This is a genomic window from Aeromonas sp. (assembly GCF_051657805.1).
Classification (GTDB): domain Bacteria; phylum Pseudomonadota; class Gammaproteobacteria; order Enterobacterales; family Aeromonadaceae; genus Aeromonas.
The window spans coordinates 145,867-160,327 of sequence record NZ_JBOFLJ010000036.1 but is presented as its reverse complement, the minus strand read 5'-3'; the positions used below and the strand labels follow the sequence as shown (position 1 = coordinate 160,327).

General features: G+C 55.8%; 19 protein-coding genes. 2 read left to right on the top strand and 17 right to left on the bottom strand.

Going from position 1 to position 14,461, the window contains the following annotated elements:
* Positions 1–778 (bottom strand): GPO family capsid scaffolding protein (locus ACRCYW_RS14460; RefSeq protein WP_438550760.1); only part of this gene is annotated, 778 nt, incomplete at its 3' end.
* A 148-nt stretch (positions 779–926) separates the two neighbouring features.
* On the opposite strand from ACRCYW_RS14460, the gene ACRCYW_RS14455 reads away from it, so the two are divergent.
* Together ACRCYW_RS14455 and ACRCYW_RS14450 are read left to right on the top strand one after the other, a co-directional pair.
* Positions 927–2,693 (top strand): terminase ATPase subunit family protein, encoded by a 1,767-nt coding sequence (locus ACRCYW_RS14455; RefSeq protein ID WP_438550759.1) that lies wholly within the window; start codon positions 927–929, stop codon positions 2,691–2,693.
* Complete coding sequence (locus tag ACRCYW_RS14450; RefSeq protein WP_438550758.1) at positions 2,693–3,748, top strand: phage portal protein; 1,056 nt, start codon at positions 2,693–2,695, stop codon at positions 3,746–3,748. Before ACRCYW_RS14455 ends, ACRCYW_RS14450 begins: the two co-directional genes overlap by 1 nt.
* 555 nt (positions 3,749–4,303) lie before the next feature.
* On the opposite strand, the gene ACRCYW_RS14445 is transcribed toward ACRCYW_RS14450, so the two are convergent.
* The 16 genes from ACRCYW_RS14445 to ACRCYW_RS14370 all read right to left on the bottom strand — a co-directional run bounded on the left by ACRCYW_RS14445 (position 4,304) and on the right by ACRCYW_RS14370 (position 14,399).
* On the bottom strand, positions 4,304–4,999 hold the full coding sequence (locus tag ACRCYW_RS14445; protein ID WP_438550757.1) for a hypothetical protein: 696 nt from the start codon (positions 4,997–4,999) through the stop codon (positions 4,304–4,306).
* Between the two features lie 142 nt (positions 5,000–5,141).
* Entirely contained in the window at positions 5,142–5,513 is a 372-nt protein-coding gene (locus tag ACRCYW_RS14440) for a hypothetical protein (RefSeq protein WP_438550756.1), read from the bottom strand.
* A 143-nt stretch (positions 5,514–5,656) separates the two neighbouring features.
* Positions 5,657–6,487 carry a hypothetical protein gene (locus tag ACRCYW_RS14435; RefSeq protein WP_438550755.1) on the bottom strand — a complete coding sequence of 277 codons (831 nt, stop codon included), beginning with the start codon at positions 6,485–6,487 and terminating at the stop codon, positions 5,657–5,659.
* 406 nt (positions 6,488–6,893) lie between these two features.
* The gene (locus ACRCYW_RS14430) at positions 6,894–7,502 is read right to left on the bottom strand and encodes a P22AR C-terminal domain-containing protein (RefSeq protein WP_438550754.1); all 609 of its coding nucleotides are present in this window, start codon (positions 7,500–7,502) and stop codon (positions 6,894–6,896) included.
* A 416-nt stretch (positions 7,503–7,918) separates the two neighbouring features.
* A complete protein-coding gene (locus ACRCYW_RS14425) occupies positions 7,919–8,185 on the bottom strand; it encodes a hypothetical protein (RefSeq protein WP_438550753.1) in 267 nt (88 codons plus the stop codon).
* 198 nt (positions 8,186–8,383) lie between these two features.
* Entirely contained in the window at positions 8,384–8,707 is a 324-nt protein-coding gene (locus ACRCYW_RS14420) for a type II toxin-antitoxin system RelE/ParE family toxin (protein ID WP_438550752.1), read from the bottom strand.
* Positions 8,682–8,912 carry a TA system antitoxin ParD family protein gene (locus tag ACRCYW_RS14415; protein WP_005308760.1) on the bottom strand — a complete coding sequence of 77 codons (231 nt, stop codon included), beginning with the start codon at positions 8,910–8,912 and terminating at the stop codon, positions 8,682–8,684. The genes ACRCYW_RS14420 and ACRCYW_RS14415 overlap by 26 nt, the downstream gene beginning before the upstream one ends.
* 406 nt (positions 8,913–9,318) lie before the next feature.
* The gene (locus ACRCYW_RS14410; RefSeq protein ID WP_438550751.1) at positions 9,319–9,660 is read right to left on the bottom strand and encodes a hypothetical protein; all 342 of its coding nucleotides are present in this window, start codon (positions 9,658–9,660) and stop codon (positions 9,319–9,321) included.
* Positions 9,657–10,004, bottom strand: a complete 348-nt coding sequence (locus ACRCYW_RS14405) for a hypothetical protein (RefSeq protein WP_438550750.1) — start codon at positions 10,002–10,004, stop codon at positions 9,657–9,659. The genes ACRCYW_RS14410 and ACRCYW_RS14405 overlap by 4 nt, the downstream gene beginning before the upstream one ends.
* A 1-nt stretch (position 10,005) precedes the next feature.
* Positions 10,006–10,218, bottom strand: coding sequence for a hypothetical protein (locus ACRCYW_RS14400; RefSeq protein ID WP_438550749.1), 213 nt, complete (start codon positions 10,216–10,218; stop codon positions 10,006–10,008).
* Positions 10,215–12,752 carry a replication endonuclease gene (locus tag ACRCYW_RS14395; protein ID WP_438550748.1) on the bottom strand — a complete coding sequence of 846 codons (2,538 nt, stop codon included), beginning with the start codon at positions 12,750–12,752 and terminating at the stop codon, positions 10,215–10,217. The genes ACRCYW_RS14400 and ACRCYW_RS14395 overlap by 4 nt, the downstream gene beginning before the upstream one ends.
* 229 nt (positions 12,753–12,981) lie before the next feature.
* Complete coding sequence (locus ACRCYW_RS14390) at positions 12,982–13,350, bottom strand: hypothetical protein (RefSeq protein ID WP_438550747.1); 369 nt, start codon at positions 13,348–13,350, stop codon at positions 12,982–12,984.
* Positions 13,351–13,427: 77 nt separating this feature from the next.
* Entirely contained in the window at positions 13,428–13,685 is a 258-nt protein-coding gene (locus ACRCYW_RS14385) for a hypothetical protein (RefSeq protein WP_438550746.1), read from the bottom strand.
* The gene (locus ACRCYW_RS14380; protein ID WP_438550745.1) at positions 13,682–13,903 is read right to left on the bottom strand and encodes a hypothetical protein; all 222 of its coding nucleotides are present in this window, start codon (positions 13,901–13,903) and stop codon (positions 13,682–13,684) included. The genes ACRCYW_RS14385 and ACRCYW_RS14380 overlap by 4 nt, the downstream gene beginning before the upstream one ends.
* Positions 13,900–14,217 (bottom strand): hypothetical protein, encoded by a 318-nt coding sequence (locus ACRCYW_RS14375; RefSeq protein WP_438550744.1) that lies wholly within the window; start codon positions 14,215–14,217, stop codon positions 13,900–13,902. The genes ACRCYW_RS14380 and ACRCYW_RS14375 overlap by 4 nt, the downstream gene beginning before the upstream one ends.
* The gene (locus ACRCYW_RS14370; protein ID WP_438550743.1) at positions 14,214–14,399 is read right to left on the bottom strand and encodes a hypothetical protein; all 186 of its coding nucleotides are present in this window, start codon (positions 14,397–14,399) and stop codon (positions 14,214–14,216) included. The genes ACRCYW_RS14375 and ACRCYW_RS14370 overlap by 4 nt, the downstream gene beginning before the upstream one ends.
* Positions 14,400–14,461: the final 62 nt, after the last annotated feature.

Sequence of the window (14,461 nt, the reverse complement as noted above, 5' to 3'; positions counted from 1 at the left end):
TGTGGCTGAAATCTTCCTGGCCTTCCAGTTGGGTGGTGATGTCTGCCAGCGCCTTGGCTGTGGCGTCCAGCTTGCTGGTCAGCTCGGTGATGGTCTGGGCCTGTTCGGCAAATTTCTTCTGCATGCCAGCATCGAGGCTGGTGACCTCTTTTGCCACCGCTTCGACGGCTTGGTGTACATCGCTGAAATCGGCGTTGGATTTCTTCTTGTGGGTGGATAACAGCGCGGTGACCCGTTCCAGAATGCCGGGGCCTTTGTCGCCCTCTTCTGAGAGCTCAATTTCGGTCTCGATTGCCGAGCTGAACAAATTCGCCGGTTTTTGCTTGCGGGATGCCAGCGGGCTTTTGTCGCCAGCACCTGCGCAGAACTGCAGGTATTCGGTACCCAAACTGGCCGGACTGTCGGTGACGGCCAGACCGACCAGGTAGGCTTCGCCGGTGCCAGCAAAGTCGAGATCCAGCTCGATGGAGGTGTAAACCTTCTGGCGGGCTTTGGTCAGTTTGATCAGGTCGTCGGTGGGGTCTATTTCGGCAAACAGGGCCATTTTCTTTTCGCCGTCGATCTCGACTTCTTCGGCGTAGACGCTGCGCACGTCGCCATAGGCACGAAATGCGCTGTCGGGATAGAGACTGCGGAAGTGTTCGAGGTTGACGCGTGCGCCGTACTTTTCCTGGTTGTAGTTCTTGGCGGCCTGGGTGAGCCATTCCGGCGCGATAGTGCGGCCGTCGGTGGTTTGGCCTGCCACCGCGACGCGCTTGAATTTTGCTTTCTTCGCCATGAGCTGGGATCCCTTTGGTGATTAGGTGGTGATGTCGCGTTATGGTCTGGGTGACAGGCGGGATCGTGCAATCAACCGCCATTGTGTAATGGAGTTACACAATGGCGGCGGGGCGTTTGGTGTTGCCTGAGCTTGGTAGACTGGCGCCATGACGACAGCACCCTTAGTTTTTCCCCATATCGAGCCCCGCAGGCAGGCCATGCACCTGTTCTTCCAGGGCTACCTGCTCCGCACCATTGCTGAATTGCTGCAGACGCCGGAGGGGACAGTTTCGACCTGGAAGAAGCGCGATGGCTGGGATGACATCAAACCGATTGACCGGGTCGATTTCGCGCTGGAGGCGCGGTTGTGCCAGCTGATCGCCAAGGAGATGAAAACCGGCGGCGATTTCAAGGAGATTGACCTGCTTGGCCGCCAGTTGGAGCGGGTTGCCCGGGTCAACAAGTACAGCAACGGCGGCAACGAGGCCGACCTCAATCCGAAGGTGGCGAACCGCAACAAGGGGCCGAAGAAGGCCCCCGATCGGAATGTGGTGGATCCCGAGCAGCAAGAACGGCTGATCGAGCGGTTCGAGTCGACTATGTTCGGTTACCAGCGCACCTGGTACGAGGCCGGCAAGCATCACCGGATCCGCGACCTGCTCAAGTCGCGCCAGATAGGCGCCACCTACTTCTTCGCCTTCGAGGCCTTCATCGACGCCCTGGTCACCGGGCGCAACCAGATCTTCCTGTCGGCCAGTAAGGCGCAGGCCCATGTGTTCAAGCAGTACATCATCCAGTTTGCCAAGGATGAGGGAGTCGAGCTCAAGGGCGACCCCATGGTGCTGCCGAATGGGGCGCACCTCTACTTCCTCGGTACCAACGCCCGCACCGCCCAGAGCTACCACGGCAACATCTACATGGATGAGTACTTCTGGATCCACGGCTTCCTGGAGTTCCGCAAGGTGGCTTCCGGCATGGCGATGCACAAGAAATGGCGCCAGACCTACATCTCCACCCCGTCCAGCCTCTCCCATCCCGCCTATGCGTTTTGGTCCGGTGCCAACTTCAACCGCGGCAAGCCCAAGGCAGAGCGGGTCGAGATTGATCTGAGCCACACAAACCTGGCCAGCGGCAAGCTGTGCGCCGATGGCCAGTGGCGGCAGATCGTCACGGTCGAGGATGCGGTACTCGGTGGCTGCGACCTGTTCGACCTGGCCCAGTTGCGCGGCGAGTACTCCGAGGAGGAGTACCGCAACCTGCTGATGTGCGAGTTCATGGATGACACGTCGAGCGTGTTCCCGCTCGCCACCCTGCAGCGCTGCATGGTCGACAGTTGGGAGTTGTGGGACGACTACAAGCCCTTTGCCCTGCGCCCGTTGGGCAACCGGTCTGTGTGGATCGGCTATGACCCGGCCAAGGGCGGTCAGGGTGATAGCGCTGGCTGCGCCGTGCTGGCTCCGCCGGCGGTGCCGGGCGGCAAGTTCCGGGTGCTCGAGCGCCACCGCTGGAACGGGATGGACTTCGATGCCCAGGCGCGGGCCATCAAGGCCATGTGCGAGCGCTACAACGTGGGCTACATCGGCATCGACACGACCGGGATCGGGGAGGGGGTTTACCAGCTGGTGAAGCAGTTTTACCCGGCAGTGACCGCCATCCAGTACAACCCGAGCGTGAAGATTCAGATGGTGATGAAGGCCCAGGACGTGATGAACAAGGGGCGGCTGGAATTTGACAGCGGGATGACCGACCTGGCACAGGCCTTTATGAGTATCCGCCGCGCAGTGACTGCGGGCGGCAAGATGCCGACCTTTGAGGCCAGCCGGTCAGAAGAGACAAGCCACGCCGATATTGCCTGGGCAACGATGCAGGCCCTATTACATGAGCCGCTGGCAGGTGCCACCGGTGCCAATACCAGTTCTATGGAGTTTTTCTAATGAGCAAACGCCGCACTCGTCGACCCTCTTCATCCCCCACGCCACCGGTAATGGCCACCCAACAACCCGGAGGATCCATTGAGGCATTCACCTTTGGTGAAGCTGTGCCAGTGCTATCGCAACGGGAGGTATTCGACTATCTGGAGGCGATGCACAACGGCCGCTGGTATGAGCCGCCGCTCTCACTCAACGGGCTGTCGCGGATCTATCGGGCCGGGGTGCACCATGCCTCGGCCATCCAGGTGAAGCGCAACATCTTGCGCTCTTGCTTCATCCCGCACCCGAAACTGACCCTTGCCGCCTTCACCGGGTTGGCGCTGGACTACCTGATCTTCGGCAACGGCTACCTGCAGGTTGTGCAGAACCGGATCGGCGGGGTGCTGCGTTATGACCACCTGCGTGCCAAGTACACCCGGCGTGGGCTGAACCTGGATGCCTATTGGTGGATTGCCCAGCCAGGGCAGGAGCAGGCGCTGCCCGCGGGACGGGTGGGACATGTGCTGGAGGCCGACATCAACCAGGAGATCTACGGCATCCCCGACTATGTTGGTGGGTTGAACTCGACCCTGCTCAACGAGTCGGCCACCCTGTTCCGCCGCCGCTACTACGAGAACGGCAGCCACGCTGGCTTCATCATGCATATCACCGACCCAACACAGAACGAGCAGGACATCAAGGATCTTAAGGAGGCGCTACGCCAGAGCAAGGGCCCCGGCAACTTCCGCAACCTGCTGCTCTATACCCCAGGTGGCAGCAAGGACGGGGTGAAGCTGATCCCCGTCGCCGAGGTGGCAGCCAAGGATGACTTCCTCAGCATCAAGAACGTGAGCCGGGATGACCAGTTGGCGAGCCACCGGGTACCGCCCCAGCTGATGGGAGTCATGCCGAACAGCACCGGCGGATTCGGTGATGTGACCAAGGCCGCCCAGGTGTTCGACATCAACGAGATCGACAGTATCAAGGCCAGCCTGCTGGCGCTCAACGACTGGGCGGGGGAGGAGATCATCCGCTTCAACCCCTACCGACTGTCAGATCTGACAGTACAGGCGGAATAGGCGAGGCTAGAGTTACACGGAGCGCCTGGAGTTTGTGTGTGTTCATACGGCATAAGAAAAGCCCCCTCATCGAGGGGGCTTTGTTTTGTCTCTCATCTGGCGGCCTGAGCGCTCCGACACTGCATCGACTCGCTCACTGCGCCCGACATCTCCCCTGATCCTAGAACATCAACCTAGAGCGGCAGGCGTAGCCTGCAGCCCCCTGCCAGCACCGCTGGCGCGCAATCGGGACCCCGCCTCGCCTGCCCGCTTCATGTGTCGATTCCCATGCAGGTGAACGACTGGGGGGAGGGGACGGTGTCCCGCGCCAGCACTGGCCGCGCGGGGGAGACGGGATCCTCTTTGCGATCCTTCATTTTCCGTCAGATCCTTTCACGATTGAAGGGGAGAACACTGTCAGGTGTGGTAATAGCTGGGTGGCCGTCTTGTCGTTCGTCCACACACTGAGCAGTCAGCCAAGACGGCGAACCAACTGGTGCTAAAATCACTGACGGCGCAATGGGTGTCCCAGTATTCTTTCAGGCGTGAAGCGTTTGTTAACAGTATGCTTTCACCTTACTCTTCGACAATCACATGAATATCTATAGAGGAGCTAAGTGTAGACTTTTTGCGGCGATATTCGTTGATAGCATGATTGCTATTGATTTTATCTTTCGGAGGTACTGGTATCTCTGGTAATTCTTGAACCAAACATTTGCACTCTTTAGCGACTAAGCTGCGATCATTTAAGTCACAGATATTGTCCATTAACTTTAATAGTTCATCTTGAACATCATCAATTTTTTCAACAATCTCGGAAGCAAGCATAGTGCCGTTTGCGCCACTTTTAATTCTTTCTAGCTGATTCAATACCTTATGAATAGAGCCAATGATTCCAGTCCTAGCTTCAACCCGAATTACATCATGGTGTTTTGCTTTGGTTTGATACAAAGACTCCGATATGATTGCATCTGACAGCCACTTTGAATCCGAATAGAGCAGTTGAAGACCTTCTCTAAAATCTTTGTATGAGCTAATGCCTTGTAGTAGAAACATTAATGTACCGATAACAGTTACTCGTGTTTTAATCGATCCTTCTTCAAACTCAATATTTACATCAAGCCCTTCAGATAAGAAAAACTCTGTACGACTTAACGCAAAAGCTCTTATGCGTTCTTTGAACGCTTCAAGCTGTTCTTCAGTTTCAATTCCCGCTGGCTCAACGTGAATATACGCCTGACTAAGAATGTTTTTATTTATGTAATCAGCCACGAAATTTCCTCAATACTGTTAACGCCCGCTTAAGGGGCAGCCAACGCTACTACCAACTTACCGCATAACACCGTAATCACAAAAACCAACGCATAATAAAAATACCACGCGTTGGCTGTCCCTCTTGAAGCATTTGTTAGATTTATTGTGTCGAAAGTGGTCTGTTTTTAATGTAAACCCATCCTTCACGACCATCTTTTAAAGTGAAACCTCGAGCCTGAATTTCAATAAGCAAGCGACGGCATTCTTCAGGTTCTGCACCTGTAACTTTCGACAATGTTTCTAACGAGCGCCCCTCGCTGAATTTCTTGTCACTTAACATTTTATTAAGTAATGCTTTTCTCGCATCATCAATTGTTTTTTGCTGTTTATTCTGCATTTTAAAAATAATCACGTTACCTATGATTGCAATTAAAGCTCCTACAATGACACCGCCTAATCCGATCAAAGCAGTTAATATACTGATGTCCATTGTTATCTTGTCAGCAATAACAGCTATAGTTTTTTCGTCCAACTCTAATATTCTCCGTATAAAATCTAACGCCGCATTAAGGTGTGAGCAACGCTGCCACAAAACTTAATCATGCCACCGTAAACACAAAACCCACCGATGGAGTGAAAAATGCCAAGCATTGGGAATTACTCTTAAATGCTTTATTATGTTTCTGGCTCGAAAATGTGCATTTCAATATTTATTGGATTTTTGTCTTCTAACTGTTTAATTAATGAAATAACTCTCGGCTTAGAGATGCCAATAATTCGATTGTCTTTTTTATACTCTACACCAATGCCAATAAACCGAAATGAATCATCTAAAGAATCTTTCAATTTTTTACTCTTAGCAAATTGATACATAGCACCACCACTCATACCTTCTGGGCTTGGACCTGTTGCAAGCGTTCCTTTATATTTAAGTTCTGCATTTTTTCGGTCATATACGCCTGTTATATTTAAGGCATTCCGACCTTTAAATTTAGAGTCAATGGTAAAGTACTTAGCTGACTTGAAGTATATCTGACCATCTTCCTCCGTAACGTATTGTTGTTTTAAGCCTTCCGAAGATTTAGAACTATGGACTTTTTTAGTCTTGCACATACTGGATGGAAAACCAGTCCAAGAAAAATAATTTTTTTCAAACCCAATAAGTTTATCTTCATTTAGATTGAAATAATTTTTCCCGTCCAAAACTACGTTAAAACAGTCAATGACTATTAAGTCATCATCTTTATAGACTGCGTATGATGAGGCTATTTCAGTTAGTTGAAAAAACTGACCATCAGTTTGAAAAAAGTAGAACTGATCTAAACTAGCACCGCCATCAAGTGCGTGAGCAGCCATGAGAATATAGTGGCTTCCATTGTATCGAGCTAGCGTTGCAGTAGACGAGAATTGATACCCACCTAATTCATCTTGAATATACAAAGGAATTACAAACCTTTGAGCCTGACGCTCAAACTCATTTGATTGATATGTAAAATCATTACTCATTACTACCTCTTAATTTGAGCAAAAAAACTTTGAAACATAACAGTAATTAGATGGAAGGCGGTACTAATCCGTTAATCGAGCCTTCCATATAACTCCGAACCGCCCCGATAAAACTCGTTTTAAAGCATGACCTTCTCAGCCTGCCTCTGGTGCTGAACGTATCCGCAGCAGCTCCTCTTTTGGCTCCTATTTTTTTCGCGGCGCAACAATACACTCAAAGAGCTGCAATGGAAAGCGCTACCAAGCCTCGTCTTCGTGAACAAGTTCGGACTGTGATCGAGGCCACCTATCACATGGTGTAGCCGGCAAGATGTAGGGCGGCGGAGCGAGAGAGAAGGTAAAGGGAAGGGCCTGCTGGTACTCATACCTGCAGGCCCTGACCGGGCACATTACCGATTTTTGCGGGTTAGCTGTGCAGGTGGGGGAGCAGGCGCTGCCAGTCTCGGTCACCGTGGGTGGCGCTCTGAATATGGCGGGTCTTATTGGCCAGGATCTGCTGGGCGGCGGCCAGGGTCATCGGGTATTCGTGGATGATGGAGTAGTAGGTGCCGGCCTCGCGGTGTTCGGCCACCTCGAGCAAGGGATAGATGCGGCGGGCGGCCCCCATCATGTAATCGGCAGCGCGCCAGAGCCACGCCAGCGAATGCAGCTCGTCGTCGGTCAGCACGGTGAGGGGCTGCGGATGGGCAGCGGTCTCCCGGTCCAGCACATCGAGCACCCAGCGGCGGAACTCTTTGGCCAGTGCAGTGCGGGAGAACATGGCGATCAGATGAGCACCGCGCAGGGAGAATATGCGGTTTTCCATCTGCACTGAGCCGGTTTGCCTAACGACGGTCAAATTGACCGTCGTTGTCATATTAGGGGTAAATTCGTCTGCATTACGGCGGTAGATACGGCTCACGGCATCGTCGCTGGCATAGCCAAGGGCTTGGGCGATCTGGGCGGCGGTCAGCCAGGGTTGGCCGTGGTGGGGGATAACGCTGAAGTGGGTGTCATGGAAGCTGATGCTGTTCATGGTTTGGATTCCTTTGCTGTGAAGGTAATCGCCACCATCGACGCCAATCAACTGGTGACGAACTGAGCAAGGTTGGCGTACCGGCAGCAAAGACCCGGCGCCCCGAAGGGCCCCTGCCCAGCCCGCCATAACTGAGATTGCGGGTACAACTGGGCCGCACAAAAAAACACGCAGGCGCGTGTTGTGCGCTTCACTGATCGGGACGCCAATCCCGGCAACGGATTTTGCCGTTGCCCGTGCAGTATCGCGCAACAAAGCACGACCAGCAACACTCAATCAGCCCCAATAAGGCGGGATAAACCACAATTACCCCGCCCAGCAGCACAACACCGCCGGCAGGGTAACGGTTCTACACAGGAAGGGGGACGTCTGTTTTCTTGGAAGATAAACGTGAAGAATGGAGTCTGGAAGACTGATTAAAGTGCATTGGGTTGAAGGCTGATCTCGCCAACAATCCCCAGTGAAACAGTGATAACGGTCGCCTTGGCCCAACGCAAAATCGTGGTTTTAAGACTATTTATCATAGGCTTCTCCTTCTCATTTGGTGTTTTCAGGTCAGTTGTTTTGCTTTTTTTCATTGTTTCAGAGGGATTCGAACCCTCGCTATATAGACAGGCTTCTACGCTTACGTTTTCATTGCTGTACGTCAGGCAAACGCCGCTATCACCTTCATGCCAATGCACTCTAACTTCTCGACGCAACGCCGAGTGAGGCCCGTATGATGCCCTATGTCCGGCTTCATTTCAACCCTAGGTGTTAGGGGTAATTCAACCTGCTGTACATTACTCACACGGCACTCATGTCATTTTATCCTTAACATGCAGGTGGTAGTTGGGGTTGATTCCAGATAGAAAAATGGGCCCGAGAGGGCCCATTCAGGGTCAGCCGATCAGTTTCAAATCGGCCTTGCGACGCTCTTTGAGGGCGTCATAGAAGTTTTCATGGGGGCCAATGCTCAGCAGATATAGCTGCAGTTCTGCGTCTTTCCAAGCGTAGCCCAGCAGTACCAACTGTCCATTAAGCTTGAACTTGTGTACCCGTAGGTACGACAGGTCCCCCTTCTTCAGTTCTCCGATCTCGGGGTTGTTAATGACCCGTTCGATCTCGTCTTCCACTACTTTCAGGTCTTTCGTCGGGAGCTTATTGAGCTGCCTGGTAAACAGGTTTGACTCAAAAACCTCAATCTCGTTTTGTTCTTCTGACATAGCGGGTTACTTGCCCTTCTTTGACTTGCTCTGCGGCGAGCATCACGTCTTTGATAAAGCTAAAAGGCAGGTCCGGGTTGTCCTCGACCATACGGCCGATCTTGGACCAGTACTCAATCTGCTTCGGCAAAGAGCGATGTGCGGCAGACGCGTGGATCTTCACGTCGGCGATGAAGTCATCGTCTAAGCGTACTGTTTGAGCCATGTTCGGTATCCTAATTTTCGTCGGTTCGTCGGTTCGTCGGTTCGTCGGTTCGTCGGTTCGTTGATTCGTCGGTTCGTTGATTCGTCGGTTCGTTGATTCGTCGGTTCGTTGATTTGTCGGTTCGTTGATTCGTCGGTTCGTTGATTCGTCGGTTCGTTGATTTGTCGGTTCGTTGATTTGTCGGTTCGTTGATTTGTCGGTTCGTTGATTTGTCGGTTCGTTGATTTGTCGGTTCGTTGATTCGTCGGTTCGTTGATTTGTCGGTTCGTTGATTTGTCGGTTCGTTGATTCGTCGGCTTGTAGGCTCGTCGTGAGTATAACTTTTACTCAAAAATGAGCAACAAATTGTTGCGTGTAAAGACATGTTGTCTCACCTCTTCCTGAGGCCCAGCAGCTTTGTGACCGGTCACAGCGCCAAGGTTTTGGCTTCAGTGGTGTGCCAGCAGGCCGCCTCGTCCTTGAAAGTGCCGGCGCAGCCGCTCGGGAGCTGGTTGCCGCAGTGCTGGCAGGCTTGTGCGGCCAACTCCGCTTGTTGTTGCTGCCAACGTTCCCAGTCACGGCGCAGCAGGGTGCTGATGTACTCGTCGGCGCTGTAGGGTTCACCGGATCCGGCTCTGGCCTGGCGTAGGGTTTCCAGTTGCTCGCGCTCACGGGTGGAGAGCGCTACCTCCACCCGCTTGATGCCGAGGGCTGCCTGGCGCTTACGCTGGGCCTCCTTGCGAGCCCTGGCATCCTTGGCGAGTTTCATAATGGTCTCCTTGCATAGATGCCTCGGCGTGCCCGGGTGTCTTTGCCGATCTGGCGGTAATCGGTCACTGGTTCAATTGGTCGTCGTGCCTTCTTCGGTGGCGTGATGGTATCGACTTCGCCCTGGTAGAACGGGAACCATTCATCCTCGAACCGGATGACCCGCTCCAATCTGTCGAGCAATCGATCGCAGAGGTGGCGTTCGGCTGCTGGCAGCCCATCGAGCTCTCGGGTGATGGCGGCACGACCTGCCGATCCCGGCGGGTGCTGCTGGATAATGGGCCAAAGCCGCAGGCAGTACGGCTGCAAGCGTTCGATGGCGACACGGGTAATGGAGTCCTGCACGTTATTCTCCCTCTACATAGGGTGACCAAGTCGGTTTTGGTGGCACGTCGCTCGGGAACTCGTACTCATCCCGCTTGAACGTTGGGTTGAGCCAGTCACGGGCACCGGGATTTGCTTTGTCAAAGTGGCAGCCCTCGGCTATCCACAAGATCTTGCCGGTGGTGCCGCACAAAATGGTGCCGCCGTAGGCGACGACGACAGATTTTTTCTTCATGTCAAAGCGTCCTCTTCTTGCTGATAGGCCAGCGCAATGGTCAGTGCCCTTTGCTCTGTGTTCAGCTCCTCCAGACGGGTCAGCCGCTGGGCATAGTTGTGATTGCGCAGATCGGCAGCTTGCGACTTAAACGCCTCTTCGCTGAGCTGGCCTGCGCGGTGGGCACTTTCTAGTAGCGCCACGGCTCGTTCGACGGCGCGCAGAACGGTGTTCTCGTCGTGGCCATCGCCAATCTGTTTGAACTCGTCGCCCAAGCGGTTGTTGAGGTGGAGCAGTGCATCAGGCCAGAGTGCCAACGGCACAGGAGCCAGCCAGTCAGTGACTCGCAGAGTGGTGTCGGGGGTGAACAGGGGGGACAGATCCTGATAACAAACCGCGCGTTTCTTGGCATTGGCCTTTGCCAGCGCAGCCTCAACCTCAGCCTCCACTGGTGTCAGCATTCCCTTGCTGCAGTGTCCCGGCGCACTGGTTGCCCCTGGCCAGTTGCGACTCAAAATCAGCCGATCGCCGACCAGGCGCACATACTGACCTCCGGCGTTGATGATGCTGCCGTGTTGCAACAGGGCGGCATTGCTCTCATCAAGCCCCATTCGGACCAGCTCCTTAGCCAGAGCGGATCCTTTAACCCCCGATTTGGATCCTTCCGTACAGTTATTGACAGAACTCCGAGGGGGGCGGCTGCCGCCGCCTGACTGCAACTCGCTGCGCTCGCCCACTGCAGACTCGCGCTGCTCGCCCAAACCCGACCCGGTGACGCCCTTGCGCACTATCTGCCAGCCCTCGGTGCGGGTGACGGCTGTGGTCATGCCGATGTCTGTGATCAGCTCCATCAGCTTGAGGACGTCCTCGCCGTATTTGTTGGCGGCTTCATCGAGGCGCTTGGAGAGGCGGATCAGGTGCTCCTTGCGGGGCAGGTCGATGCCGCCCATGGCGTCGATGAAGTCGCCCCAGCGGTTGTTGTCGGCGGCGGTGCGGGCGGCTTCGAGGATGCAATCCCACTCGATCACCTCGTCCCCCAGGCGGCGCAGCTCGCGCCACACGCTCACGGCTGGGCCGCCGATCTGCTGAAACTGACGGATGCGCCAGCAGCTGGCCCAGGCGGCTACGGCGATGGTGGTGTGGTCGACGTGGGCTTCTGCCTCGTAGTCCATCCCGACCTTGTGGCCGTCGATGTTCTTGGCGATGTATTTGGCGATGTAGCCGGTGGCGCTGCCCTTGGTCGGGTCGATCACCTTCCAGTTCACTCTGGGGTTAAGCGCTTTTATGGTGTCCTTGTCGGTGATGTCGAGCAGATCAAAAACATCCTCGCCTTTGTTGCGCTTGGCTGTTTTGGCCAACTCATCCAACTTTGCTCCGTTTGGTAACTTCAGCTCTGCTCTATCAACGGCCGTAAAGTGGTATGCCAACTGGGTAAGCAGAACCTGCTCATGTGCTGGGTTGATAAATAAGAGGCAGTGCCAGTGCGGGGTGCCGTCGTGGTGCGGTTCCACCACCCGAAACCCGAAAGGGCGAATGTCCTCTCTGGCTAGTGCGGCGCGGACCCGCGCCCACTGCTTGCACAGCAGGCGGTTGGTTTCGGTCGGGGTGGCGCCGATGAACTTGTCGTTCTGGTAAGTCTTCGACTTGTCTTTGCTGCCCTGGCGCCACGCGTGATAGCTGGATGGTGCGGTCAGGGTCAGGAACAGGCCCAGCTTGCCCTGCTCCTGCGCCATGTCTTCAAACCCTCGCATGCGCACCATCAGCTCGTGGCGACGGATCTCCGGGTTGGCGACGGATGCCATGATGGCGTCAGCTAGGTCAATCTCTTGCCCCAGCTCCTCGTTGACGGCGCTCATGCCAGCCATCCATGCCTGTTGGGCAGCCTTGCGCTGGGTGAACTCGCGCACGGCGTGGAGGCTGGCGTAGGGGCTGACCCCCTTGCGCACCTGGCCGGTGAGGATGGCGATCAACTCGCAGTAGATGGCCCAGGCGCGGTTTATCTTGCGCAGCCACCAAGATTCGTCGAGCAGGCGCACCAGCAGGCTGGCCGCCGCCCCTTCGAACTTCTCCACCTCGTCGGCCAGATCGTCCCGCTCTTCCTGACTCAGGTGACGGCCCAGCAGGCGTTCTACCTTGGTGCGTGGGTGAACCGGCAGGGTGGGGCAGAAGTGCCACGCCCTGGCCTGGGCCCCAATATCCGCCAGCAACTCGGCGGCGGTGCACTCGTTACCGGCCCGCGCCAGCAACTGCTGGCAACGGCGAGCCCACTCGGCGGCGACCAACTCGCGGCGCATGTCGTTGCGTAGATCGATCACCGGCACCGGGAACCGGCTTTGGGCGGCGGCGCAAGCATCCACCATGCGGCGCAGCCAGATGTTGGCGGTCTTATGGTTGGCCGGGTAGCGGTGCAGGTAGTGCTTGGCCAGCGGCTTGGCGACGTGCCACTCTATGCGGGCCAGCTGTTCCGCCGCGCCGGCCATGTTGATGGCGTGGTGCCCGACCAGGTAGTGCTGGGGGAGCTGGATGCCGTGCAGGTTGGTGATGGCGTCGATCATGCCGCCACCTCTTTCGCTTCAAAGTGACGCCCTTGCTTCCCACAGGACCATGGCGCCCAACTGGCGCGCTCGTTATAGGTGGTCTGGCACAAGATCAAGTTGGCCGTGGTGATGCCGGTTGAATGGTCTGTGTGATGAAGAACCCCACGACGAGTGCAAACTAATTCCCCCCTGCTATTTGTTGCTTGGTGCTGGCAGTTAGCGCAGATCTTGGGATGACTCGGTTTTTTCATTTGCACACCCCGCATTTACGATCTGCATACTCGTTCGGCTGTAGATAGCGGCCGCAGCAGGTGCAAGCCGGTACCAGGTCCATGGACTCAAGCCGTTCAGACCAGCAGGTGGGTTCGCAGAAAGAGAGGCTGGTGAGGCGATTGCCGGCCAGGATGACCGGGCGAACATGGCCGAACTCACCGCAGCAGCTGCAGCGCATCGAGATGCGGGCAGTTTCAGCTTTCACCACGGTTTCGCTGGCGGCGCGGGCCAGTGGCCAGCAGGTTTCGACGCAGTAGGGATAGGCGCGGCGACCATGGCGGCCGGTGACTGGCAAGCAAACGGCCATCTGGCGGCACTTGGTGCAGGGCTCCAGGGTGACCATTTGCGATGGTGCTGGGCTGTTTGCAGGGCGCACGACGCCTAAAGCCGGGGCAAGCCCGGCTGGTTTTTGATGGGTCATTAGATGGCGCCCTCTTTAGATTTGCGGGCTTTGGCTAAGATCTCGCGGCAGCATTCGTTCCATCCATCCACGCGGCCTCTTAAGTAAGGCTCGTCGTCAAAGTCGTAATCGCCGTTCTCAAACTCGACATCGAAGTCAAGCTCATCAGGAGCGGGCGGAAGGTCCTGCACTATCGAATCAGCCACATCAATAACAAGGTTCTGCGCGTACATCAGCTTGATACGCATTTCCGGTGTGAGCTGGATAGTCATTTTCATACCGAGCCTCCGGTATAGAGGGACTGGATTTTGCGGGAGGCCTGGAGGGCGGCGGTACGGGCTTGGCGGCAAAGGGTCAGATGGGTTTTTGCCGGAGTGCGCTGACCGTGGGGGCCATCTTGGCGTAGCTCGAGCAAGTCAAGCTGCAGGCCGTGCAGGCGCGACTCGGCGTTCAGCATCTTGGTGACCCATTGGTCGATCAGTTGTTGATGGCTCATTTGATGGTCTCCCCCAGCCTGTGCAGCGGCTCGCACTCTGTCCACCACCCGGCAATCTCCTTGGCCAGTGCAACCTCGGCGGCGCCCAGAGCCAGCCAGTACACGGCGCGGATGGCGCCCAGGGCCAGCAGCTCTTGGGTGATGTTGCGGTTTCTCGTGGCGTCGCTGCCGGAGCTGTTGAATTCTTCTTGGGCTGCTTCCCAGTGCTTGGTCAGCGGGCTAACCGGTGCCGGCGGCTGCATATGGGCGGGGCCCGCCTCTGTGGTGCCCTGGTCATCCTGCGGGACTTCTAGCTCAAACAGGTGCTCAGTCATACTCGGGCCCCCTTGGCATTCATGTTCAGCCACAGCGAGCGCCAGGCATGGGCGTTGATGGCATTCGCCAGCGCAGCTTTATCGTCGGGCCGTTTGATGTGGCGGCGACCAGCGGCGTGGGCCAGCTGGCGGTTTAGAGCCTTCACATTGCGTAGTGCGGTGGGAATCGCTACAGTTCGCATGTCAGTCACCTCAAGTTGCTGATGGAAACCCCGCTGGTGCGTCAACACCGATAGCGGGGTTT